The following is a 24,204-nucleotide window of genomic DNA, read 5'->3' as shown; positions in this document are numbered from 1 at the left end:
GGTGGCCTGCCAGGGAAGGCGCCTCTCGATTTCTTTCAAAGGTGCGGGCCCCCGCACCAACACAGGCGCGCGCACTGGCCAGCAGAGGTCGGGGGTGTGCAGTGCGGTGTCAGAGCCGGTTCAGGTGTGCGAGAAAACGCTCGGCATTCTGGAACCCGACAACCCGTGTGCCCTGCCGCTCATCACCGCGCTCGTCAAAAAACACGATTGCGGGCGGTCCGAACAACCCCAGTGATTTGAGCAGCGCCTGGTGTTCACTGTTGTTGGCTGTGACGTCGGCCTGCAACAGCTGGAACTCGCGCATGCGGCTGGCAACACTGGGGTCGGAGAAGGTGAATGCCTCCATTTCCTTGCAGCTCACGCACCAGTCGGCGTAGAAATCGAGGATGGTCTGGCGGGTGCCGGCACGCTCGAGTGCCGCATGCAGCTCGTCCAGGGAATCGACCGGTGCAAAGTCGACGTGCGCCGCGTTAGCGGCCGGTGACGCGCCGAAGTGCGCGAGCGGCGCGGTCAGGCGGCCCGTGCCGGTGGCCGCACCGATCAACCACAGGCTGCCGATCAGGGCGGCAACCAGCCCGGCCCCCTTGGCCAGTTTTTGCCACCCCCGTTCCGCCGCGTCGAAGGCACCGAGGTACACCCCGCTGCACACCGCGAGCACGCCCGCCAGCGCGAGCGTGACCTGGGGCGGGACAGTCCGGTCGATCATCCAGATGGCCATGGCCAGCAAGAGCACGCCAAAGGCGGCCTTGACCGTGTTCATCCACGCGCCGGCTTTCGGAAGCCACTGGCCGGCGGAGGTGCCGATCACCAAAAGGGGTGCCCCCATGCCCAGCGCAAGCGCGAACAGCGTCAGGCCGCCCACCAGCGCATCCCCGGTGCTGCTGATGTAGATCAAGATACCGACCAGCGGCGCCGTGATGCAGGGACCGACGATCAGCGCGGACAGCACACCCATGACTGCAACCCCGGCGTGGGTGCCGCGTTGCTGGTTTTCGCTCAGCGCGGTCAGTCGGGTTTGCAGTGCGCTCGGCAGCTGCAACTCGTAGAGCCCGAACATCGAGAGGCTGAGCGCCACGTACAGTGCGGCGAACGCGACTATGACCCAGGGGGCCTGGAACACGGCCTGGATGTTGTTGCCCGACAGGCCCACCAAAACGCCGACGGCGGCGTAGGTCAGGGCCATGGCGAGCACGTACACCGACGACAGGCCGAAGGCGCGCCGGGTCGTGATCGACTCGCCCTGGCCGGCGATGATGCCCGAGAGAATCGGAATCATCGGAAACACGCACGGCGTGAAAGCGAGCAACACGCCGAGGGCGAAAAACAGCGCGACGGTGGGCAACAGTGCGTTGTGCTGCAGCCGTGCAGCGAGGGCATCCTGCTCGCTCAGCGGGATCGGCTCGACAGCGGCGCGCGGTGCCCCCTCCGGTGCGCCCGAGCCGCCCGAGCCCGCGCCAGCGGGCAGGGACACGCTGATGGTGCGTTCCTGGGGTGGAAAACACACACCGATATCGGCGCACCCCTGGTTGCCCACCACCAATTCGACGCGGCGTGCGCCAGCGGTGTTGGCCAACAACGGGATGGAGATGTCGACCTGCCCACGGTGGGTTTCGACCAGGCCGAAGAACTCGTCCTGCTTCACCTTGCCCGGTGGGATCGTCGGCACACCGAGCACGACGCCGTCGGTTTGCGAGGTGAAACGGAACTTGTCGCGGTAGAGAAAGTACCCCTCAGCGGCCGTGATGCTGAGCAAGACGCTGTTCGTGTCGGCGTCTACCGGACCGATCTCGAACGCGTCGTTCGGGTCCATCAGCTCGTCCTGCCCGCCGAAAAGACTGAGCGCACGGGCGCTCCCGATCGAGAACGCAACGGTCAGAAGCAGAATGAGAGCGGTGGGTATCCGCAGGCCCAGAACCATGGTGGGTGTCCTCGGGGGCGAAGTCGTGTTGGCACGCACGGTGTGGAGTGTAGGAGCCACACCATCGCGCGGGGTTCCCTCCGCCGAGCAGATAGCGTTCCACCGTCGCGAGGCGCAGACACGGGTCGAGTGGGGCACCAGAGTCGGTGCACCGCACCCCGGTACATGGCTCAGAGGGTCGCCGCGACGTCGTCGAGCGCCGCACGCAACGCGGCAAAGACCGCGTCGAGCTCGGCATCGGTGATGATCAGCGGAGGGCACAGTGCGACGGCGTCACCCGGGGTGGGCCGCAGGATCAGGCCGTGCCTCACGCAGGCACCGGCAACAGCCGCGGCCACTTTCCGCGCGGGCGGGTACTGGGACTTGCTGGCCTTGTCCTGCACCAGTTCCACCGCACCGATCAGACCGACGCCGCGTGCATCGCCGACCAGCGGGTGGTCGGCGAGTGTTGCCAGGTGGGCGAGGAAGTGCGGCTCGCGTGCCTTGACTGTCGTGACGATGTCGCGTTCCTCGTAGATCTTGAGCGTTTCCAGCGCGACGGCACAGGACACCGGGTGACCGCCGTACGTGTTGCCCGTGCCAAACATGCCCAGCGCGCCGCTGTACTCGGCCAGCGCGTTGTAGACATGGTCCGCCGCCACGACCGCGCCGATCGGGATGTAGGCCGAACTCAACTGTTTGGCGCACGTGATGATGTCGGGCTGGTAGCCGAAGCGCGTGCAGCCGAACATCTCGCCGGTTCGACCGAAACCGTTGATGACCTCGTCACTGATGCACAGGATATCGTGCTCCCTGAGCACGGCTTGCATTTTCTCGAAGTAGCCCTGGGGCGGAATCAGCACACCGCCGGCGCCCATGACCGGCTCGGCGATGAAAGCGGCGATGGTGTCTGCGCCTTCGCGCTCGATGGTCGAGCGCAGTTCGTCCACCAGGCGATCGGTGAACGCGGCCTCGGACTCACCGGGCTCGGCGTAGCGGTAGTGGTGCGGCGTGGTGAGGTGCGTCACCATGGCACCGCTGGGCAGGTCGAATCCGTCGTGCACGTAGGGCAGACCGGTCAGGCTGCCCGCCGCCACGGTGACACCGTGGTACGCGCGGTGGCGCGCCAGGAACTTCTTCTTGTGCGGCCGATTTAGGGCGTTGTTGTAGAACCAGACCATTTTGATGGCCGCGTCCACCGCTTCGGAACCGGAGTTGACGGTGAACACGCGGTCCAACCCCGGCGGCGTGATGCGGGCCAACGCGGCGGCGAGTTCGATCGCTGGCGGCGTGGCACGGTGTGCAAACAGGTGAGAGAACGGCAGTTCGGCGAACTGCCGGGCCGCGGCCTCCGCCAGGCGCGACTCGCTGTAGCCGAGCGAGGCGCACCACAGGCCCGCCATGCCTTCGATGAAGCGGTTGCCCTGGTCGTCGAACACATACACCCCGTCGCCCTTGCAAAGCACCATGGCGCCGGTGTCGCGGTGCGCAGCGAGGTTGGTGTACGGGTGGATGACATGGCGCTGGTCGAGTGCGTGCAAGGTGCTCATGGGTCGGCGTCCAGGTGCGGGGTAGGCCCGGCATGATGCCACCGGCAGTTCGCGGGGGCACGGCTTTGTGTCTGTCAGCGACCGCGGCGAATGACGCGGCGGATGCCCGGTGTGCCACCGATCGCCTCGGCTGCGTTTGCACGGCAGGTGCGCGGTGCTAGAATCCGGTCAACCGCAGGCACCCGCTCGCGGTGTCCCACCTCGGAACCCGACGTGAAATCATTGGCCGCTGCTCTCGCCCCCCGCCGTGTGCTTTCTGCACCCGGCGCAGCTGTGCGTGCGTGGCCGGGCTTTTTTTATTTCGCGTACTGGTCTACCGCCTGACCGGCTTTGTCCGACGGCGAGACTCACCCACCGCCACCGGACACCGCACCACTGCATGACACTCCGCTGGCGACCAGCACGGAGAAACACCCATGCAGTCCACACCCCAACGTGATGCCGGCCCTGGGCCGCACGGCCCTGACGCGGCGGTTCGACCGCTGCCGTCCCCCCACGCGGTCAAATCCCGACACGCGCTCAGCCAGGCCGACCGCCTGTTCGTTTCGCGCACGCGAACGTCCACCGTCAACGTGCTGCGTGGGCGGGACCCACGCCTGCTCGCCATCGTGGGCCCGTGCTCGGTGCACCGGGTCGACGAAGCCCTCGACTACGCCGACCGCCTCGCCACGCTCGCACACTCGCTCGACGATGCGCTGCTGGTGCTGATGCGGGTCTACATCGAGAAACCGCGCACCACGGTCGGCTGGCGCGGGCTCGCTGTCGACCCGGCACTCGACGGGTCGCGGGGTCCGGACGACGGCCTCGAAGAGAGCCGTCGACTCATGCTTGGGGTGACGCAGCGTGGCGTGGGTGTTGCCACCGAGAGCCTCGACCCCTTTGTCTTGCCCTACGTCGACGACCTGTTGAGTTTCACGTCCATCGGCGCGCGCACGGTCACCTCGCAGACGCACCGGCAGATGGCGGCCGCGGTGGGGTGCCCGGTCGGCGTCAAGAACGCGGTGTGCGGGTCCGTGGCGCTCGCGGCCGATGCGGCCGTGTCGATTGCGGAACCGCAGTGGGTGCTCGGCCTGGACGAAGACGGCCGCGCTGCGTGTCGGTTTGTGTCTGGCAACGGCGACGCGGCGCTGGTGCTGCGTGGCGGGGAACCCGGGCCCAACTACGCGTCGGCAGACCAACACGCCGCGCGCGCCGCGCTGGCTGCCCGTGGTGTGACCGACGCCGTACTGGTGGATTGCAGCCACGGCAACAGTGGCAAGGTAGCCCGCAACCAACTCGACGTGGTGTCCTCGGTGGTGTTGCAGATCGATCAAGGCGATCAGCCACCGAACGGCATCATGCTCGAGAGCCAGTTGCAGCACGGCCGCCAGACGGTGGGCCCGGACGGGGCGTTGGCGCCCGGGGTGTCGATCACCGATGAGTGCCTCGGTTTCGACGAGACGGCCGAGGCGCTCGCCGGCCTGGCCGCCGCCGTGCGCCGGGCCCGGGTGCGGGACAGCGCACTCGAACCGTCGCGCGGTGTGAACCCGCCCACAACGCTGTCACCGCAAAGCGCGTAATCTCGCGGGTCGGAGTGTCCGATGCGCCCGTGACGGCTGAGCTGTGTCGGGACGATGGCCGGACACCGGGAGATCAGGGCACGGCGACGTGACAGACACTGGGTTCAAGCCACCGACGACAGCCATCACCGCGAGCAAGGACCGCGCACTCGTCTACCGCGCGTGCAGTCCGGCGTACGCGGAGCTGCTCGGTGCCCGCGAACCGGCCGGCGTGATCGGGCGGCGTGACACCGACCTGCTGCGGGCGTCGCGTGCCGCGTTCTGGGAGGCCACGCAGCGTTTGGTGCTGCACGACGGTGTCAGCAGTGCCATGCCCCTGGTGGCCAACGGACGCGCGGGCGCCTGGATGGTTCACGCGCGCACCCGCGATGGCGACGGCATTGAGATCGCCGTGGTCGCTGCACGCGAGGTGCTCGGTTTCCTCGCCAGCGCTCACCTGCAGGATGTCGGGTCTCACATTGGCGGAAGTGCGGTCGTCGCCGAGGACCGTGTCCTGCACGGCGACGCCTGGGCGCGCGATTGGCTGGCCCGGCACGGCGGTGTGCGGGACGTCGAGCGCGGCCTGCGCGAGTCTTCCGGCTGGCGCGCCTGGTTGAATCGCCGCGAGGGCGTCGTCGCGCCGCCGCCGCAGCACGCTCAGTCAGACCGGCACTGTCTCTCGCTCTGGCGGCTGCCCATTCGGTGGCACCGCCGGCGGGCGGCCCTGTGGTTGTTGCCGCACAGTGCTGCGCAACCCGGTGCCGTTGCCCGCGCCGCGCCGCAACCTGCGCGTTCGGCGGTGCCGGTCGTGCCGACGCCGACGGTGGACACGCACAGCGATATCGCCAGTGCGCTGCTGGACGCGGCACCGACCGGCGTCGTGCTGCTCGCCGGTGCACGTGTCGTGCGGGCGAGCGCCGCTGCGGCGCGGCTGCTTGGCTTTGCCAACCCGGAGGCGGCGTGCGCGCACCTGGTTTTCCCGGACGCCATTCGGCGTCGGCTCGAGGCGGTCGCGGGTCAGCGCCGTGCCGTGCACTGTCGGTGGCAACGCGGCGACGGTCTCGCGCTCGAGCTCTCGCTGACCGCCGCGCAACTGCCGGTTCAGGGTCAAACCTGCCTTGCGGTGTACCTCAGTGATCAGACTCCGGTTGTGCGCCGGCTCACCTCGCTGACGGCCGACCGCGAGCGGTTCCACGATTTCGCCGAGAGCGCCGCCGACTACTTCTTCGAGCTCGATGCCAACCTGAGTTTCGTCTATCTGTCCGACCGATTCGAATCGGTGTTCGGTATACGGGCGGACGACGTGATCGGCTTGAGCATCGAGGGCTTTCACAACCGCTACATTCCGCAACCGAGCTCGGCGGCCTGGGTGCGCCACCTCGCTGCGCTGCGGGCCCACCAGTCGCAGCTCGATTTCGAGTACCACTGGACACGCGGGCAGGGCGAGAAACGCATTCTCGTGCACAGTTGTCACCCGATTTCCGACTCGGCTGGCCGCTTCAACGGTTTTCGTGGCGTCGGCCGGGACATCACGCGGGATCGCGAGTTGGCGGACCAGGTGCATTACCACGCAACCCACGATGCGCTGACCGGGCTGGTCAACCGGCGAGAATTCGACCGCGTACTGGAAGCTGCGCTGGCCGGGGCCAAAGCCTCCGATGCGTCCCACGCCCTGTGCTTCATTGACCTCGATCACTTCAAGCATGTAAACGACAATGCCGGTCACCAGGCGGGCGACACGGTGTTGCAGGCGCTCGGCGCGCGTTTCGTCGAGTGCCTGCGGCAGTCGGACTGTGTCGGGCGACTCGGGGGCGATGAGTTTGGTGTCTTGATATACAACTGCGATCTCGATCGAGCTGAGCGCCTGGCGACGCAACTGCGTGACGCGGCGCAGGATTACCGGCTGGACTGGGAGGGCGCGACGTACCGTGTCGGCGCCAGTGTCGGCGTGGTGGCCCTGACCGCCCGCAGCGGCGACCGGGCTGAGGTCATGCGGGCGGCCGATATGGCCTGCTACGAGGCCAAGGCGGCCGGGCGTGGGCGCATCGCGCTGTACGAACCGGCGCGGCAGGGCGCGCGTGAGCGCGAAGCCGCTTCGGACTCGGACCTTGGGGTCCCGGCTCGGGTGGGGCTGTTACGCGAACTGCTTCTGCCACTGCAGCGCCCGCTGTCCGGCGACCACCAGCGCGTGTTGCTCTGTCCGAACCCCGGCGGTGCCTTGCCACTGGCTGGCTTTGCCTCGGCACTCGCTATGTACCCTTCCGCGTCGGCGGCCGCGGACCGCGAGACCATCGCGCGCTGCCTGGACTGGCTGCGGGCAAACACCTCAGAGCTGGGTGCCCTGGCGCGCTTGCAGATCGTGCTCTCCGGCGCCCTGTTTGCCGACCCCAGCTCGCTCGACGACGTGGCACGCCGGCTCGAAGTGTCGGGTGTGGCCAACAAGCTCGTGCTCGAGGCGCCCGCGTCCGCTCTGGGGCGGGCCGTCGCAGCCGACCTGGGCCGATTGGTGCGCTGGGGTTGCGGCGTGGTGGCCTCCGACGCGGCGCTCGATTTCCGCTGCGAGCACCTCACGGGCCTGCAACTTGATGCGGCGGCGGCAGGCATCGCGCTCGCGGAGGAGGCCGAGCGGCGCCGCTGGGGTACGGCGGTGCAGCGCGCCCTCGACGACGGCCTGGCGGTGTCCGTGGTCAACCTCGACGACGCCACGCAACTGGCCGGATTGCGTGCACTGCGGGTGGCGATGGCCGGCGGCGCCGCGGTCAGCACCCCCGACTGGGTCGCGCTCGAACCCGGTTGAATCACGGGTCGGTGGTGTCGGAGCCCGAGGTGTCTGCGTCCGGCTGCGGCAGCACGGCGTCCGACGGTCGCATGAGAATATAGCCGCCGCGCCGGTAGGCAATCTCGGCGCCGTCCAGGGGCAAGCGGCCCTCCCGCGTGAACACCCACTCGCCAGCGCGCGGCACGCGGTTCGGCGTCAGCGTGCCTCGGTACACACTGAAGCTCGGCGATCGCGTTGCCCAGGTGACAACGTCGAACTGGCGCTCCGCCGCCAGTCGCCCCGCCTCCTTGACCGGCAACTGGCGCGAGTCGGCGATGGTCGGCAGCAGGCAGAGCCCGACGAACCAGGCCTGCAGGAAGCCGGCGGCGAGCAGGGCCTCGCTGCTGTGCAGGCGCCGTGCCGCGCACAGCGCGAGCGAGAGGGCGAGAAAGAGCAGTGCGCCGACAACGTAGAAGGGGGATGAGAAGGTGTCGATGGCGTAGGTAATGGTCTGGTTGCGAAACGGGTCCAGCGGGTCGAGTTCGCGGTACCGTTGCACGATCGGCCACACCGCGGCGACAGCGGCGAACCCCACCAGCGGTGCGAGCAGCAGCCAGCGGTTTCGCACGGTTTCGCGAAAGCGCGCCATGAGGATGAACAACGGCGAACTGCCCAGCAACAACTGGTGCGGCAATTCGGCGCCCGGAATGGAAAACACCACAAGCACGGTGCCGAGCCAGATCAACGAGAAGCGGTGCAGTGGGTTCTGCCAACTCTGGCCAGCGCGCCACAGGGCCACCAGGGCAAGGACACTGAAGGGCACAACCACCAGGGGCAGTGTGCTGAGGAATTCAATCGGCGAACTCGTTGTCGGCGAGGTGCCCTCGGGGAAGAGCCCGCCCCACTGGTCGACGAAGAAGCCGGTCCAGAACGCACTCCCGTGTCGCAGCCCCATCGCGGCAAACCAGGGCGCCGTCAGGGCGAGCAGCACCAACCAACCGAAGCCGTTGGTCGCCAGCGTGCGGGCATCGGCCGTTCGGCGGCTCGCCATCAGGTACGCACTGATTGCGAGCAACGGAATCAACACGGCCGCGATGCCCTGGGTGAGCACCCCGAGGCCCATCCACAGAAAGACGCGGTACACCAGCGCAGGTCTCGCGCGCTCGGTCCAGCGGTAGGCGTCGAGCAGTGCAAGGGTGACCCACAGATTCATCATCGCATGGGGTGTGGCAGAGCGTCCGATGATCGATACGGCGATGCTGGCCGCCATGAACATTGCCACGGCTCGCGCACTGCTGACGCCCATGCGTGTGCGACAGAAGGCGTACAGCACCAGCATCCAGACGCTGGCAGCCAGCGAGGACGGCAGGCGGAAGCCCGGTTCGTCCAGGCCAAACATCGCGCTGCTCAGGGCCTGAACCCAGAAAAACAACGGCGGCTGGTGCATGAGCACCTCGCCGTCGGCGCGCGGTGCGAGAAAGTCGCCGGACTGCCACATCGACCAGCTCGACACGGCGGCGCGACCCTCGTCGCCATCGAAAAGCGGCGCCGAGCCGAGTTGGAGGGTGAAACACAACGCAGCGAGGATGACCAGATACAGGCTTTCTCGGACGGTTGGGTTCCACATGGTTGTCGGTCAGGCGCAGGGGGCGACAGCGCGCCGGAGGGTACCACGGACCCGCCTCGGCCCCGCAGTGCGCCGCGACGTCGACAGCGTGGCGCTCACGCCATCACCTCGATGTGCAGCACGTTGAGTTGCACGCTGTCCCGGCCGCGCCAATGGTTGATTTCGAGCCGATAGACCAGGCGGACCTGTGTCGCACCGCGCAGCGCCGCCTGGCCGAAGGCGATGGCCGAATGTCCACCGCCGCCGTGGGCGCCTTGCAGTTCGAGCTGCAGGTGTCGCTCGCCCACCACTCGGCTGCGCAGCACCGTGAACTCGCCGTCGAATTGCGGCTCGGCAAAGGCTTGGCCCCAGGGCGCCGCAAAGCGCAGCAACCGCGCGAGCTCGAGGCTGAAATCATCGGCCGCCAGGGGTCCATCGGACATCACGGTCTTGACGTCGGCCTTGTCGCCAAGGTGCTGTGCGCAGACGTCGGCGAACAGGGCTTCGAAAGTGCCGAGGCGTGCCGCCGAGATGGTCAGGCCGGCGGCCATCGCGTGCCCACCGAAACGCTCGATCAGATCCGGGTTGGCGTGGGCGATTTCCGCGATCGTATCGCGTATATGCAGCTCTGGCACCGAGCGCGCCGAACCGACCAACTTGCCGTGGTCGGCTGCGGCAAAGGCGACAGTCGGGCGGTGGTGGCGGTCCTTGATCCGTCCGGCGAGGATGCCGACCACACCGGGGTGCCAGTCCGGGTGGTGCAGGCTGAGCGCCGCGGGCAGGGTCTTGCCGGAGGCAGTCAGTTTCTGCACCGCGAGGTCGGCGCTGTCACGCATCTGTGATTCGATGACGCGACGCTCCTGGTTGAGGTTATCCAGCGTTTGCGCGAGCTCCCGCGCGGTGGCGTCGTCAACCGCCAGCAGGCAGTCGACGCCGTGGGCCATGTCGTCGAGGCGCCCGGCGGCGTTCAACCGCGGCGCGACGCTGAAAGCCAGATCGCTCGCGACCACATCGGTTTGCGGGCGCCGACCGAAGGCGATCAACGCGCTGATCCCCGGGCGGCACTGTCCCGCGCGGATGCGCCTGAGACCCTGCTCGACCAGGCGCCGGTTGTTGCTGTCGAGGGGAACGAGATCGGCGACGGTACCGACGGCGACCAGGTCCAGCCAATCGGCGAGCCTCGGGCAGGGGATGCCGCGGTTGTCGAACCACCCGACGCGGCGCAGCTCGCTGCGCAGCGCAACCATGACGTAAAACGTGACTCCGACCCCCGCCAGGTGCTTGCTCGGGAACCGGTCGGTCTGCACATTGGGGTTGACGGTCGCGAAGGCTTCCGGCAATTCGTCGCCCGGCAGGTGGTGGTCCGTGACGATCACGTCCACGTCGACGCTGCTCGCGCGCTCGATTCCTCGGTGCGCGGCGATGCCATTGTCTACAGTCACTATCAGCGTCGAACCTGAAGCGGCAGCGCTGTCGACCAGGCTGGGTGACAGGCCGTAGCCGTCGGTCGTGCGGGTCGGGATCAGGTAGTGGACCTGTCGGGCGCCCATGGCACCCAAGGCAGACACTGCAAGCGCGGTGCTGGTCGCGCCGTCCGCGTCGAAGTCGCCGACCACGGTGATGGACTCACCGCGCTCGAGGGCCTCGCGCAGGCGAGCGGTGGCCTTGCCGATATCGCCGAGGCTGTCGGGCGGCAGCAGCAAGCCGAGCGAGGGGTCGAGGTCGGTCGGGTCGGTGATGCCACGCGCGGCAAACACCCGGTTCAGCACGGCATTGGGGTGCAGTTCGACGTTCGTCGCAGCCGGTGTTTCTCGGCGCAGGATGCGGGCGATTGTCACAGCGTATACGTACAAATGCGAGGGCTGGAACGGCCTTCGGCGGACTGAGTCAGAGGCGACATGAACACCAAGAAAATTGCCATAGCCGTCGTCATTGCCGCATTGGCAGTGGCGTATTTTGTTCTGGACCTGGGGCAGTACTTCGAATTTGACTATATCAAATCGAAACAGGCTGCGTTGCAAGACTGGGTGGCGGCACGACCCTGGACGGGCTTCGGCGTCTTCTTCCTCGTCTACGTGGCGGTGACGGCCTTGTCCCTACCCGGTGCGGCGGTCCTGACCCTGCTCGGCGGCGCCCTGTTCGGCTTGTGGAAGGGCCTGTTGTTGGTGTCGTTTGCCTCGAGCATCGGAGCGACGCTTGCGTTTCTCGTCTCGCGCCACGTCCTGCGCGACACGGTGCAGGCCCGCTTCGGCGATCAGCTCAAGCCGATCAATGACGGCATTGCCGCCGACGGGCCCTTCTACCTGGTGACCCTGCGGCTGGTGCCCTTGTTCCCGTTCTGGTTGATCAACCTCGCCATGGGCCTCACCGGCATCGCCACCGGGGTGTTCTACCTCGTCAGTCAGCTTGCCATGTTGCCGGGGACCTTCGTGTTCGTGAACGCCGGTACGCAACTCGCCTCCATCGAGTCGCCGGCCGGCATCCTCTCACCCGGCCTGCTGCTGTCTTTTGCACTGCTCGGTGTGTTCCCGTTGATCGCCAAGAAGGCGGTGGATCTGGTGAAGGCCCGCAAGGTGTACGAGGGGTGGGACAAGCCCGCGACCTTCGATCGAGACATGGTTGTCATCGGCGCGGGCTCGGGCGGCCTGGTGTCCGCCTACATCGCCGCTGCGGTGAAGGCCAAAGTGACCCTGGTCGAGAAGCACAAGATGGGCGGGGACTGCCTGAATTTCGGCTGCGTGCCGTCGAAAGCGCTGATCCGGTCGGCCAAACAGCGCAAGTTGCTCTCGCGCAACGCCGAATTTGGCCTGTCCGAGGTCGACCCCGACGTGGATTTCGCGTCGGTCATGCAGCGCGTGCACAAGGTCATCGAGCGCATCGAGCCACACGACTCGGTCGAGCGCTACACCGGCCTCGGCGTCGACGTCATGCAGGGCAGCGCGAAGCTGGTCTCGCCCTGGCATGTCGACATCGACGGCACCTTGCTGTCCGCGCGCAGCATCGTGATCGCGTCGGGCGCGGAGCCTTTCGTGCCGCCGATCCCGGGTCTGGATCAGACCGGTTACGTGACCTCTGACACCATCTGGAACCTGACCGAGCTGCCCCGTCGACTGGTGGTGCTCGGCGGCGGTCCGATCGGCAGCGAACTCACCCAGTCGTTCGCTCGGCTCGGTTCCGAGGTCACCCAGGTCGAAATGCTGCCACGGATCATGATCCGTGAGGACGAGGAAATCTCGGCGTTGGTCGAGGCGAGCTTCAAGCGCGACGGCGTGACGGTGCTCACCGACACCCGTGCGACCGAAGCGCGCCTCACCGACGGCGAGAAGGTCCTTGTGTGTGAGCGGAACGGCGAGCAGATCACCGTGCCCTTCGACGACATCCTCGTCGCCGTCGGGCGCAAGGCGCGCACTGCGGGCTTCGGCCTCGAGGACGTCGGCGTGAAACTCACACCGCGCGGCACCGTTGACGTGGACGCCAACCTGCGCACGAATTTTCCGAACATCTACGCGGTCGGTGACGTCGCCGGCCCGTACCAGTTCACTCACACCGCGGCGCACCAGGCGTGGTATGCCGCGGTCAACGGGCTGTTCGGCACATTCAAGTCGTTCAAGGTCGACTACCGGGTCATTCCCTGGGCCACCTTTACCGAACCCGAGGTGGCACGCGTCGGGCTGAACGAGCTCGAGGCCAAGGAGCAGGGCATCGCGCACGAGGTCACCACCTTCGGCATCGACGACCTCGACCGCGCCATCGCCGATGGCGAGGCGCACGGTTTCGTCAAGGTGCTGACCGTGCCGGGCAAGGACACCATTCTCGGCGTCACGATTGTCGGTGAGCACGCCGGTGACTTGATTGCCGAGTACGTTCTGGCGATGAAGCACAAGCTCGGGTTGAACAAGGTCCTGGGGACGATTCACATCTACCCGACACTGGCCGAGGCCAACAAATACGTCGCTGGCGAATGGCGGCGCGCTAACCAACCCACCAAGCTGCTCGAGTGGGTGGCCAAGTACCACGCCTGGAGACGCGGGTGACGGGACGCGCGCGGGCCCGATACACTGCGGGCCCGATTCCGTTGTCCTGCGAGCCCGATGGCGCATTCCGACCGACCCGACCCCGAGGCGCTGCAGCTTGAATCCGGTGCGCCTCCCGCAACTGCCGATGCGGTCATCGCAGCCCTGACCGTGCTGGGTTTCGAGACCCACACGCTCGAGCACGGACCGCTCTACACCGTCGACGATGCCAAGCAGGTCGACTATGGCCTGCCTGGCGCGCACACGAAGAACCTGTTTCTGCGCAACAAGAAAGGGCGCATGTTTCTGGTCGTGCTGGAGCAGGACCGGCAGCTGGACCTCAAGGCCTTGCGTGATCGCCTGGCGGTTCCCGGGGGGCAGTTGGCGTTTGCCAGTTCCGAGCGCATGGCACGGTACCTCGGTGTCGTGCCGGGCTCGGTCACACCACTGGCCGCAATCAACGACCACGGCGGTCTGGTGCGTGTGGTGATCGACAAGCAGGTGCTCGCGCACGAGTGGATCTGGTTGCACCCGTGCCGCAACACCCACAGCACGCGCATGCGCACTGCCGATCTCCTCGCCGCGCTGGACGCGTGGCAGCACGAGGCGACGGTGCTCGACTTCGACGCGGACGAGGTGCACTGACCGCCCGGCAGGACCAGTGGGGCAGGCAGGCGAGGGCGTATCACCGCAACAGCAACGGGAGCAGTCGGTATGGCGGCAGGGAGCTCGGGCAAGGTCTTCCACCGATCACTGCGCATACAGGATGTGCACTACCACCTCGTGGAGCACGCGGACAGCGATGCCGCAGCGCCTCTTGTCCTGCTGTTGCACGGCTTTCCGGAATCCTGGTTTTCCTGGCGTCACCAACTTCAGCCTCTGGCACACGCCGGGATCCGGGCGGTCGCCCTCGACATGCCGGGCTACGGCCAAACCGACGTGCCCGCGGACGTGTCGCGGACCAACCAGATTGCCCTCAGCGACGATGTGGCGGCGATTGCCACGGCGCTGGGATACACGCGGTTCGACGTGGCAGGTCACGATTGGGGAGCGCCGACGGCGTGGTACACGGCCTTGCGCTTTCCGGAGCGCGTTCAACGGGTGGCCGCACTGAGCGTGCCCTACGGCGGGCAGCCGCCGCGTCCGCCCACTGAGGGGTTCAAGCGGCTCTTTGCCGATTGCTTCTTCTACATGCAGTACTTTCAGACGCCCGGCGTCGCCGAAGCGGAAATCGAGCCGGACGTGCCCCGGTTTCTCCGCAGCTTCCTGTTCAGTTGCTGCGGCGAAAACCCGCGTGGATTCGACACCCGGGCCCACCCCCCGAGCGCGAAATTGCTTGACGTGATGGCCGACCCGGGGCGGCTTCCAGCGTGGCTTTCACAGGCCGAGTTCGACGTCTACGTCACCGAATTCGAACGCGTTGGCTTGCGTGGGCCGCTGAGCTACTACCGCAATCTCGACACGACCTGGGCGATGTCACGGTCGCTTGCGGGTGTGCCCGTGCGCCAGCCGGCCTTGTTCATCGCCGGTGACTGCGACCCGGTTCCCCGTTTCGGCGGGGAATTCAACCGCATGCAAAAGGCGGTGCCCCAGGTGCAGTGTCACACGCTCGCCGGGTGCGGGCACTGGACTCAGCAGGAGCGGCCTGACGAGGTCAGCGCCTTGCTTGTCGATTTCCTCGCCCGCTGACTCCTGCGACGTGGTCAGGCGTTCGGGGCAATGAAGATTTCGACCCGTCGGTTGAGCTGGCGGCCCGCTTCGGTGTCGTTGGCTTCACGCGGCTGAGACTCGCCCGCGCCGCTGCTGCTCAGGCGTGTCGGGTTGACACCCGCCGACACCAGGTAGCGCTCGACCGCTGCGGCACGCCGCTCCGAGAGCACCTGGTTGTAGCTCTCACTGCCGATCGAGTCGGTGTGGCCAACGATGCGGACCTGGCTTTCGGTGTATTTGAGCAGCACGTCGGCAACCTTGTCCAGGCTGTTGCTGAACGCCGGTTTGATGTCCGCGCTGTCGAAATCGAAGGACACCTCGCTGTCGAGCGTCAGGCGCAGCAGGTCTTCGCGCACGCGCTGCACTTCCACCTGTCGGGCAACGCGCTCATCCTCGAGTGCCTGGTTCAGCTCGGCTTCCTGTTGATCGAGCACCCGGCCGACGCCGGCCCCGGCTGCGGCCCCGAGCACTGCGCCCACGAGCCGGTCCTTCCGCCGCTCCTTGCTGCTGTCGCCGGTTTGGTTGCCAGCGGCGGCACCGAGGACCGCCCCGATCACGGCACCGGTCTGGGTTTTGGAGAGCCCCCCCTCGGTCGCGCATCCGACGAGCAGGGATCCGAGGCAGATGGCGGCGATGGCGTGTTTCATGGGAGGGTCTCCTTCGCAATACAAACGGTGCACTCTAGTAGAGTGGCGGGCGCGGCTCTAGGTTCAACGGTAGCGCGCTGCAGGTCAATGCCGCCATTGCAATGCGGCAAATGCCGCGGTATCGCGTGGGCCCCACCGGCCCACAGGGTGGTGTTCGGTGGTGAGAAATGGGCCGATTTGTCGTATGCTGGGGGGTTTTGGAACGCGGTCCCCGCAATGCTCGATATCAACCCGGTGCGCAACCAGATCGTCGACCTCCAGGAGCGTTGTGAAGCGCTGAGGGGGTACCTTTGACTACGCCGACAAGCGCGAACAGCTAGAGGAAGTGCTGCGGGAGCTCGAGCAGCCTGACGTCTGGAACGACCCGGACCGGGCCCAGTCGCTCGGGCGCGAGCGCGCCTCGCTGGAGGCGGTGGTGGACACCCTAGACAGCCTGCGTGACGGCCTGGCCGACGCCACGGAGCTGCTCGACCTCGCACGCGAGGAGGCTGACCAGGACACACTGGACTCGGTCGCAGCGGACGTCGAGCAGTTCGCCTCGCGCGTCAGTGGCCTCGAATTCCGTCGGATGTTCAGCGGCGAGCAGGACGGCAACAACTGCTTCCTCGATATCCAGGCCGGTGCGGGCGGGACCGAGGCCCAGGATTGGGCCGAGATGCTGTTGCGCATGTATTTGCGTTGGGCGGAGCGCCGCGGCTTCAAGGCGCAACTCATGGAGTGCTCACCGGGCGACGTGGCGGGTATCAAGTCGGCGACCGTGCAGGTGGATGGCGAATACGCCTACGGCTGGCTGCGCACCGAGTTGGGCGTTCACCGCCTGGTGCGCAAGTCGCCCTTCGATTCCGGCAACCGGCGCCACACGTCCTTCGCCGCGGTCTTCGTGTCACCCGAGATCGACGACAACATCGAAGTTGACATCAACCCGGCGGATTTGCGTATCGACGTGTACCGCGCATCCGGCGCGGGCGGGCAGCACGTCAACCGCACCGAATCGGCGGTACGCATCACCCACAACCCGTCAGGCGTGGTGGTGCAGTGCCAGAACGACCGGTCGCAGCACAAGAACAAAGACCAGGCGATGAAGCAGCTCAAGGCGAAGTTGTACGAGTTGGAGTTGCAAAAACGCCGTGGTGAAGCGCAGGTGATCGAAGATGCCAAATCGGATGTCGGCTGGGGCAACCAGATCCGGTCCTATGTACTGGACCAATCCCGTATCAAGGATCTGCGCACCGGCGTCGAGATCAGCTCAACCCAGAGCGTACTCGACGGCAACCTGGACCCCTTCATCGAGGCCAGCCTCAAAGCAGGGCTGGAATAAGCTGGCATGACAGATTCCCCGCAGGACGAGAACCAACTGATCGCGCAGCGTCGGCAGAAGCTGGCCGCCTTGCGCAAGGCGGGCAACCCGTTTCCGAACGACTTCAGGCGCACACACGAGGCGGGCCAGCTGCAGTCGGACTGTGCGTCGCACGATGCCGCCTGGTTCGCTGACAACACGGTCGAGGTCGCTGTCGCCGGCCGCATGATGGCCAAGCGCGTGATGGGCAAGGCGAGTTTTGCCAGCGTGCAGGACACCACCGGACGCATTCAGCTCTTCGTGCAACGCGACCGCATCGGTGAGGCGGCGTACGCGGCGTTCAAAACGCTCGATGTCGGTGACATCGTCGGTGCAACAGGCACCTTGTTCGTCACGCAGAAGGGCGAACTCTCGGTGCGTGTCGCCGCGCTCTCGCTGCTGACCAAGTCGTTGCGGCCGCTGCCGGAAAAATTTCACGGCATGACCGATCAGGAGTTGCGCTACCGCCAGCGCTACGTCGACCTGATCGTCACGGAAAAATCCCGCGACACCTTCAAGAAGCGCGCGGCAACCATCGACGCGATGCGGCGATTTCTGGTCGAACGGGATTACCTCGAAATCGAATCGCCGATGATGCAGGTGATCCCTGGCGGCGCGACCGCGAAGCCGTTCATCACACACCACAACGCGCTCGACCGTGACCTCTACCTGCGCGTCGCGCAGGAACTGCCGATCAAGCGGGCGCTGGTGGGTGGCTTCGACCGGGTGTTCGAACTCAACCGGGTGTTTCGCAACGAGGGCCTCTCAACCCGCCACAACCCCGAATTCACGATGATGGAGTGCAACGAAGCCTACGTTGACTACGTCGACTACATGGACATGACCGAGGCCATGTTGCGCGACATCGCGCGCACGGTGTGCGGCGAGACCCGTGTGACCTACCAGGGGGAGACCGTGGACTTCGGCGAGCCGTTCGCACGCATGACCATGCGCGACGCCGTCGTCGCGTTCAACGCGGACCTCGACGATGACACCGTGGACGACCCCGCACGCCTTGCCGCCTGGCTGAGCGACCGCAAGCTGAGCGCCGAGGCCGGGGCCAGCCTCGGTGAACTGCAGCTCGTCGCCTTCGAAGAGACCGTCGAGGACCAGCTGCGCCAACCGACGTTCATCACTCAGCACCCCATCGAAGTGTCGCCACTCTCGCGGCGCTCCGACAGCAACCCTGCACTGACCGACCGCTTCGAGCTGTTCATCACCGGCCGCGAGATTGCCAACGGCTTCTCCGAACTCAACGACGCCGAGGACCAGGCCGAGCGTTTTCGCGATCAGGTCGATCGCCAGGACCGCGGCGACGAGGAGGCGATGTATTTCGATGCCGACTACGTGCGTGCCCTCGAATACGGGTTGCCGCCCAACGCAGGGCTTGGCATAGGCGTCGACCGGCTGGTCATGCTGTTGACGGATGCTGCATCGATCCGCGATGTGATCCTCTTCCCGCACATGCGCCCGGAGTGATCAACCCGCTGCTCGGCCCTGCAATCCCGGTGGTTGCCTGACCTGAAACGCGCACCCCGTGTGTTGGCACGGCGTGCCGAAGGCGGCATACCCCACCACCGTGGCCGGCTTTGAGCGATCTCCCTGTCCGGCGAATTTGCCCGCCGCGCAGCGGATTCGACTTTGATTGCCTATATTTCGGACAGCATCGGACAGCGCTGCGTGTCCGCGGCACCGCGCGAGCGCCCGTCGGCGTCGTGCGGGACAGCGTCAATTCGAAACGTGGGTGTGCAATGAAACTCCGACTTCTGGTTGCCTCGATGGCCCTGGCACTGGGCACTGCCGTGCAGGCGTCCGACGAGACCTTCCACGGCCGGTGGTACATCGGCCTGGCGGGCGGCACCAGTCAGATGGACCCCGACCTCGCCGGCACCGGGTTGACCCTGACGGAAGACCAGTCCGAGGGCGGCAAAGTGGTGATCGGGCGTGATCTCACGCACCGTCTGTCCCTCGAGGCCTACGCAGCGGACCTCGGTGCGGTTGAGATCGGGGCGAGTGACGAGATCACCTACCAGGTGTTCGGGGCGCAGCTGGTCATGCACCTCTACAACAACGGGTCGAGCCTCGGCCGCTATTTCCGGGACGGCCTCTCGGTGTACGCCAAGCTGGGCGCGGGCAGCTTGAGCACCGATGCCACGGTGACCGTCGAGGAGCCGGACGACTTTCACGTCAGTGCCGGGCTCGGCGTCTCCGGCCTGATAGCCGGCGGCGTGACCTGGCGCATCGAAGCCGAAGCCTACGGCGAGGACGCGGCGCTGGTGTCGCTCGGGCTGATCAAGCGATTCGGCGACGTGCCGGACCCGTCGCCGCCGTCGGTGGATTACTTCAAATCGCAGCGCGGCACGGCGCGGGATGACAACCCCAGCCCGCTCGACACACCGGTGCTCGTGCCCGAGCCAGACGGTGATGGGGCGGTGTCAGAGGGCGGACTGGACGACACGGCAATCGATCTGTCACCGGGCACGAGCGGCGACGAGACCGTGGTCGCCGTCGGTGTCGACGGTGTCGACGGTGTGGACGCCGGCGAGGTGGCCGATGACGGTGTCCTGGCCATCGAGCCGACTGCCGAGGCGGGCGAGACGCTTGCCGACGGGGCGGTTTCGGCTGTGGTCGCAGCGGACCCGGTGAATACCCTGGAGGCCACTGCGATCGAAACCGAACCCGCGCCGCTCGACAGCGACGGTGATGGCGTCGTCAACGAGATCGATCGCTGTGCAGACACCCCGCCAGGCAAGGTCGTCGACGACGCGGGATGCAGCTTCGCGGGTGTGGTTGAGGGCTTGTACTTCGCCAGCAGCTCCTCCGACCTGGACAGTGCGTCTCGCGCGGTGCTTGACGCGATCATCTTCGAGTTGCTCAAGCACCCGACCGTGTTGCTCGAAGTGCAAGCCCACACCGACAACCGTGGGCCGGCGCGGGGCAACCTCGAACTGTCACAGGCCCGTGCCGAGGCGGTGGTGCGGTACATGATCCAGGGCGGCATCAGTTCGACGCGGCTTCGGCCGGTGGGCTACGGCGAGTCCCGGCCGGCATTTCAGAACGCCACGGAAGAGGGGCGGCGTCGAAACCGGCGCGTCGAGTTCCGCACCATCGAGCAGCCGCGTCAGTGAGGGCGCACCACACCCCTACGCGTTGACGAAGTCGGTGCCTTCAAGCGCATCGTAGGGCAGCGCGACCGGGGCCAATGGACAATCCGGGCCCTCGATGTCGAGGCTCAGTTGAGACCTGAGGTGCTCCAGGCGCAGCACCACGGCCAGCAGCAGGCCGTCGCCAGAGCGCTCCGCGGCGAGCACTTCTCCAACACCGGATTTCGACTCGGACTTGATTGCCGAGCCGGGCCCGACGGGCGCGTCTGTCGGCACCGCGTCGACGTGGTAAAGCAGCATCCGGCGTTTCTGCTTTCCGAGGTAGCGTGTGCGGGCCACGATTTCCTGTCCCGGGTAGCAACCTTTGCGGAAGCTCAGCCCGTCGATCAGATCGAGGTTCAGCATTTGTGGCACGAAGCGGTCCACCGCATCGCCTGCCAGGATCGGTTCACCGGCGAGCAGGCGGGATGCACGCCACAGTGCGTCGGTCGCCGTTGGGGTGTCCGGTGGCAATGCTGCTCGTACCGAGTCCAGTGAGCCGGCTTCGCCCAAGGCGATCCAGGACGGTGTCGGGCCGGGCAGGCGACCCACCCAGCTCTCGCCGTGAACGCATCCTTGGCCAGGCACGTCGGGCAGTTCACCGGCGCTCGCGTCGGCCGCTCCGCCACCGAGGATCGCGATCGGCGCGCCGATCGTCCACCTGTCGATTGTGACGTCGGCGCGCAACACGAACATCGACAAACGTTTGCGGAACGCCGGCGCGACGGACTCGGGCACGAGCATCATGAAACCGTCTCCGCGTCGAATCAGGTGAAACACAGCAAGCAGGCGCCCTTTGGGTGTGCAGTACCCGTTCAACTGGACACCGTAATCCGGCAATGCAGCGACGTCGTTGCAGAACTGGCTTTGCAGAAAAGCCGCCGCATCGGTACCCGCTACGTGCAACACCGTGATTTCTGACAGTGTGGCTACAACAGTCGGGTTGATCTGGTCAGTGAACCGATCGACGGAAGTTGCATCTGATGGCTGCATGGTCACGCCTCCACGCGTGGCGGTGGGTCGCATCGAAGTGCACTAAAATGCCGGTGCCCGGCGCGGCCGAGCTGCACGACAGTGGTGCAGAATGCTTCATATTGTGGCGCCGGTTTGACGCAGGATAGACTAGCGATGATGAATCAGACACCCAACGACACAGACATGGACTCCCAATCGAAACCGGAAACGGGCACTGATCCTGCGGTGAGATCAGATGTTGCCGAAAACGCGGGTGCGGATGCAAATGATTCGCAATTTCAGTCCCCGCCCGCCGGGCACCCGCAGTCGTCGGAAAAACCGGCGGAAGTCGGTGGGCCGCGGGGGCCGGAGCCCACGCGTTACGGCGATTGGGAGCTCAAAGGGCGCTGCATCGATTTCTGAGTCCGTTCAGGGCAACACCACCTGCCAACACACTGCACCGAAGGTAGCCACCGATGGCCTGGACTGACAAGCGACCCATGTCGCCACACCTGCAAATCTACAAATTGCCGATGACCGCAGTGCTTTCCGTGCTCCACCGAGGTACCGGTGCTGCGCTCGGCGTGGGCGGTCTGCTAATCGTCTGGATACTCGCGCGCGCAGCCGGTGGGGAGGACGACTTCGCGGCAGCAAACTGGGTGCTGAGCAGCCTGCTTGGCAAGTTGGTGCTGTTCGGATTTACCGCAGCGCTGTACTACCACTTTTGCAACGGTATCCGTCATCTGCTGTGGGATATCGGTTGGGGGCTCGACCTGAAGACCTCAAAGCACAGCGGGCAAGCTGTCCTGGGTGTGAGCTTGTCACTGACTGCGCTGACCTGGCTCGTCGCCCTCTAGGAGACCACTATGAGCACGACGCAAATGCGCACGCCGCTGTCGCGCGCGAAAGGCTGGGGTTCGGCCAAGTCCGGCACTCACCACTTTTGGGTGCAGCGGCTGACCGGCATCGCCTTGATCCCGTTGACGCTGTGGTTCTGTTTCGGTTTGGCCTCGTTGCCGAGCATGGCCTACAGCGACTTTACTGCCTGGGTCGGCTCGCCGTTCAACTCGGTCATGCTGATCCTGACTTTGATGGCGGTGTTCTACCACTATGCGCTTGGCTTGCAGGTCATCATCGAAGACTACGTGTCCGATCATGCAGTGCGCACTGCCGCGATCATCGCGAGTCACTTCGTCTGCATCATTCTGGGTGTCGTCGGGGTGTTTTCGGTTATTCGAATTTCGCTGGGAGTCGCTGGATGAGCGCCTACAACATCATTGAACACCATTACGATGTGGTGATTGTCGGTGCCGGGGGCGCCGGCTTGCGCGCGACGCTCGGCATGGCGGCAGCCGGACTGAACACCGCGTGTGTGACGAAGGTCTTTCCCACACGGTCACACACGGTGGCTGCTCAGGGCGGCATGAGTGCGTCGCTCGGCAACATGGGGCCGGACGACTGGCGCTGGCACATGTACGACACCATCAAGGGTTCCGACTGGCTCGGCGACCAGGACGCGATCGAGTACATGTGTCGCGAGGCGGTACCCGCGGTGCTCGAGCTCGAGCACTACGGTGTGCCGTTCTCGCGCACCGAAGACGGCCGAATCTACCAGCGGCCCTTCGGTGGCATGACCCAGAACTTCGGTGAGGGTCCGGCGGCACAACGCACCTGCGCGGCGGCCGACCGCACCGGGCACGCGATTCTGCACGCCTTGTACCAGCAGTCGCTCAAGCACCAGGCGCAGTTCTTCATCGAGCACTTTGCGGTCGACCTGATCATGGACGACGGCGAGTGTCGCGGTGTCGTGTCGTGGGACCTCGCGACCGGTGACATGCACGTGTTCCGCGCCCACCAGACCGTGCTGGCAACCGGTGGCTGCGGGCGCACGTACTTCTCTTGCACGTCGGCTCACACCTGCACCGGCGACGGCGGCGCCATGGTGCTGCGGGCCGGCTTGCCACTGCAGGACATGGAGTTCGTTCAGTTCCACCCCACCGGCATCTACGGGGCGGGTGTGCTGATCACCGAGGGCGTGCGCGGCGAGGGCGGTTACCTCACCAACAGCGACGGCGAACGTTTCATGGAGCGCTACGCGCCGAACGCCAAGGACCTCGCATCTCGCGATGTGGTGAGCCGGTCGATGACGATGGAGATCAACGACGGTAAAGGCGTCGGCAAGGACGGTGACCACATCCACCTCAACCTTCAACACCTCGGCGCCGACGTGATCAATGCTCGCCTGCCCGGAATCTCCGAGAGCGCCAAGATATTCGCCGGAGTCGATGTCGCCAAGGAACCGATCCCGGTGCTGCCGACGGTGCACTACAACCTGGGCGGCATCCCGACCAACTACCACGGTGAGGTCGTCACCTTGAAAGACGGTGACGCCGACACGGTGGTGCCTGGCCTCATGGCGATCGGCGAGGCGGCGTGTGTGTCCGTGCACGGCGCCAACCGGTTGGGGTCCAATTCGCTGCTCGATCTCATCGTGTTCGGGCGCGCCGCGGCCTTGCGCGCCGCGGAGACCGTGACGGCGGGTGCGCCGCACAAGGCAATGGCACGCGACCAGGCGGCGTCCTTCAGCCTCGACCGCCTCGACGCGGTGCGCAACGCCAGCGGCGGCACGGGCGCCGCCGAGCTGCGATTGAGCATGCAACGCTCGATGCAGCAGCACGCGGCTGTGTTCAGGACCGGCGAATCGCTGTCGCAGGGTGTCGAAAAGGTCGCAACCGTATACGATGGCTTTTCAGATATCGGCGTGACCGACCGATCACTGGTCTGGAACACCGACCTTGTGGAGACCCTGGAACTCGAGAACCTGCTCGCGCAGGCGGTGACCATCGTCGGTGGCGCTGCGCGCAGGCCCGAGAGCAGGGGCGCACATGCGCGCGAGGACACGCCGGACCGGGACGACGAAAACTGGATGAAACACACCCTGGCCTGGGTGGACGAAAAAGGTCAGGTCAGTTACGACGACAGATCCGTCCACATGTACACACTGACCGACGACGTCGACGTCTTCCCACCGAAAAAACGCGTCTACTGAGGA

At 66.2% G+C, this 24,204-nt stretch carries 18 protein-coding genes; 12 read left to right on the top strand and 6 right to left on the bottom strand.

Annotated features, from left to right (window positions below; genetic code table 11):
• Positions 1-109: 109 nt before the first annotated feature.
• Complete coding sequence (locus AAGA11_07780) at positions 110-1,918, bottom strand: protein-disulfide reductase DsbD (protein ID MEM9602747.1); 1,809 nt, start codon at positions 1,916-1,918, stop codon at positions 110-112.
• 170 nt (positions 1,919-2,088) lie between these two features.
• Entirely contained in the window at positions 2,089-3,447 is a 1,359-nt protein-coding gene (locus AAGA11_07775; GenBank protein MEM9602746.1) for an aminotransferase, read from the bottom strand.
• A 416-nt stretch (positions 3,448-3,863) separates the two neighbouring features.
• On the opposite strand from AAGA11_07775, the gene AAGA11_07770 reads away from it, so the two are divergent.
• Both AAGA11_07770 and AAGA11_07765 read left to right on the top strand, forming a co-directional pair.
• Entirely contained in the window at positions 3,864-5,006 is a 1,143-nt protein-coding gene (locus tag AAGA11_07770; GenBank protein MEM9602745.1) for a 3-deoxy-7-phosphoheptulonate synthase, read from the top strand.
• Between the two features lie 88 nt (positions 5,007-5,094).
• A complete protein-coding gene (locus AAGA11_07765; protein ID MEM9602744.1) occupies positions 5,095-7,782 on the top strand; it encodes a diguanylate cyclase in 2,688 nt (895 codons plus the stop codon).
• Position 7,783: 1 nt separating this feature from the next.
• Here the strand turns inward: AAGA11_07765 and AAGA11_07760 are convergent, their stop codons facing one another.
• Positions 7,784-9,370, bottom strand: coding sequence for a glycosyltransferase family 39 protein (locus AAGA11_07760; protein ID MEM9602743.1), 1,587 nt, complete (start codon positions 9,368-9,370; stop codon positions 7,784-7,786).
• A gap of 95 nt (positions 9,371-9,465) precedes the next feature.
• On the bottom strand, positions 9,466-11,187 hold the full coding sequence (gene recJ, locus AAGA11_07755) for a single-stranded-DNA-specific exonuclease RecJ (GenBank protein ID MEM9602742.1): 1,722 nt from the start codon (positions 11,185-11,187) through the stop codon (positions 9,466-9,468).
• 60 nt (positions 11,188-11,247) lie between these two features.
• Here recJ and AAGA11_07750 point away from each other — a divergent pair, with 60 nt between their 5' ends.
• From AAGA11_07750 to AAGA11_07740, 3 genes are all read left to right on the top strand, one after another.
• Positions 11,248-13,383: an FAD-dependent oxidoreductase gene (locus AAGA11_07750; GenBank protein ID MEM9602741.1), complete on the top strand. Its 2,136-nt coding sequence runs from the start codon at positions 11,248-11,250 to the stop codon at positions 13,381-13,383.
• Positions 13,384-13,440: 57 nt separating this feature from the next.
• Positions 13,441-14,007 carry a prolyl-tRNA synthetase associated domain-containing protein gene (locus AAGA11_07745; protein MEM9602740.1) on the top strand — a complete coding sequence of 189 codons (567 nt, stop codon included), beginning with the start codon at positions 13,441-13,443 and terminating at the stop codon, positions 14,005-14,007.
• 69 nt (positions 14,008-14,076) lie between these two features.
• Positions 14,077-15,051: an alpha/beta hydrolase gene (locus tag AAGA11_07740; GenBank protein MEM9602739.1), complete on the top strand. Its 975-nt coding sequence runs from the start codon at positions 14,077-14,079 to the stop codon at positions 15,049-15,051.
• 14 nt (positions 15,052-15,065) lie between these two features.
• Here the strand turns inward: AAGA11_07740 and AAGA11_07735 are convergent, their stop codons facing one another.
• Positions 15,066-15,719, bottom strand: coding sequence for an OmpA family protein (locus AAGA11_07735; protein MEM9602738.1), 654 nt, complete (start codon positions 15,717-15,719; stop codon positions 15,066-15,068).
• Positions 15,720-15,935: 216 nt separating this feature from the next.
• On the opposite strand from AAGA11_07735, the gene prfB reads away from it, so the two are divergent.
• The 3 genes from prfB (at position 15,936) to AAGA11_07720 (ending at position 20,183) form a co-directional block, all read left to right on the top strand.
• Positions 15,936-17,037 (top strand): peptide chain release factor 2 gene (gene prfB, locus AAGA11_07730; GenBank protein MEM9602737.1). Its coding sequence is split into 2 segments (ribosomal slippage): positions 15,936-16,010 and positions 16,012-17,037, totalling 1,101 coding nucleotides; the frame shifts between segments, so codons are not numbered across the junction.
• A gap of 6 nt (positions 17,038-17,043) precedes the next feature.
• Positions 17,044-18,534 (top strand): lysine--tRNA ligase, encoded by a 1,491-nt coding sequence (lysS, locus tag AAGA11_07725; GenBank protein ID MEM9602736.1) that lies wholly within the window; start codon positions 17,044-17,046, stop codon positions 18,532-18,534.
• Between the two features lie 272 nt (positions 18,535-18,806).
• The gene (locus tag AAGA11_07720) at positions 18,807-20,183 is read left to right on the top strand and encodes an OmpA family protein (GenBank protein ID MEM9602735.1); all 1,377 of its coding nucleotides are present in this window, start codon (positions 18,807-18,809) and stop codon (positions 20,181-20,183) included.
• A gap of 15 nt (positions 20,184-20,198) precedes the next feature.
• Here the strand turns inward: AAGA11_07720 and AAGA11_07715 are convergent, their stop codons facing one another.
• Positions 20,199-21,191, bottom strand: a complete 993-nt coding sequence (locus AAGA11_07715) for a folate-binding protein (protein ID MEM9602734.1) — start codon at positions 21,189-21,191, stop codon at positions 20,199-20,201.
• Between the two features lie 165 nt (positions 21,192-21,356).
• On the opposite strand from AAGA11_07715, the gene AAGA11_07710 reads away from it, so the two are divergent.
• Genes AAGA11_07710 through sdhA form a run of 4 tightly spaced genes read left to right on the top strand, consistent with a single transcriptional unit; the run spans position 21,357 to position 24,201 of the window.
• The gene (locus tag AAGA11_07710) at positions 21,357-21,575 is read left to right on the top strand and encodes a succinate dehydrogenase assembly factor 4 (protein MEM9602733.1); all 219 of its coding nucleotides are present in this window, start codon (positions 21,357-21,359) and stop codon (positions 21,573-21,575) included.
• Positions 21,576-21,628: 53 nt separating this feature from the next.
• Positions 21,629-22,009, top strand: a complete 381-nt coding sequence (sdhC, locus tag AAGA11_07705; GenBank protein ID MEM9602732.1) for a succinate dehydrogenase, cytochrome b556 subunit — start codon at positions 21,629-21,631, stop codon at positions 22,007-22,009.
• A gap of 9 nt (positions 22,010-22,018) precedes the next feature.
• A complete protein-coding gene (gene sdhD / locus AAGA11_07700) occupies positions 22,019-22,414 on the top strand; it encodes a succinate dehydrogenase, hydrophobic membrane anchor protein (GenBank protein ID MEM9602731.1) in 396 nt (131 codons plus the stop codon).
• Positions 22,411-24,201, top strand: coding sequence for a succinate dehydrogenase flavoprotein subunit (sdhA, locus tag AAGA11_07695; protein ID MEM9602730.1), 1,791 nt, complete (start codon positions 22,411-22,413; stop codon positions 24,199-24,201). Before sdhD ends, sdhA begins: the two co-directional genes overlap by 4 nt.
• Positions 24,202-24,204: the final 3 nt, after the last annotated feature.

This window comes from Pseudomonadota bacterium (genome assembly GCA_039196715.1).
In the GTDB taxonomy this organism is placed as follows: Bacteria; Pseudomonadota; Gammaproteobacteria; order CALCKW01; family CALCKW01; genus CALCKW01.
The sequence above is the reverse complement of the archived record's forward strand: the minus strand, read 5'-3'. Positions and strand labels throughout refer to the sequence as shown.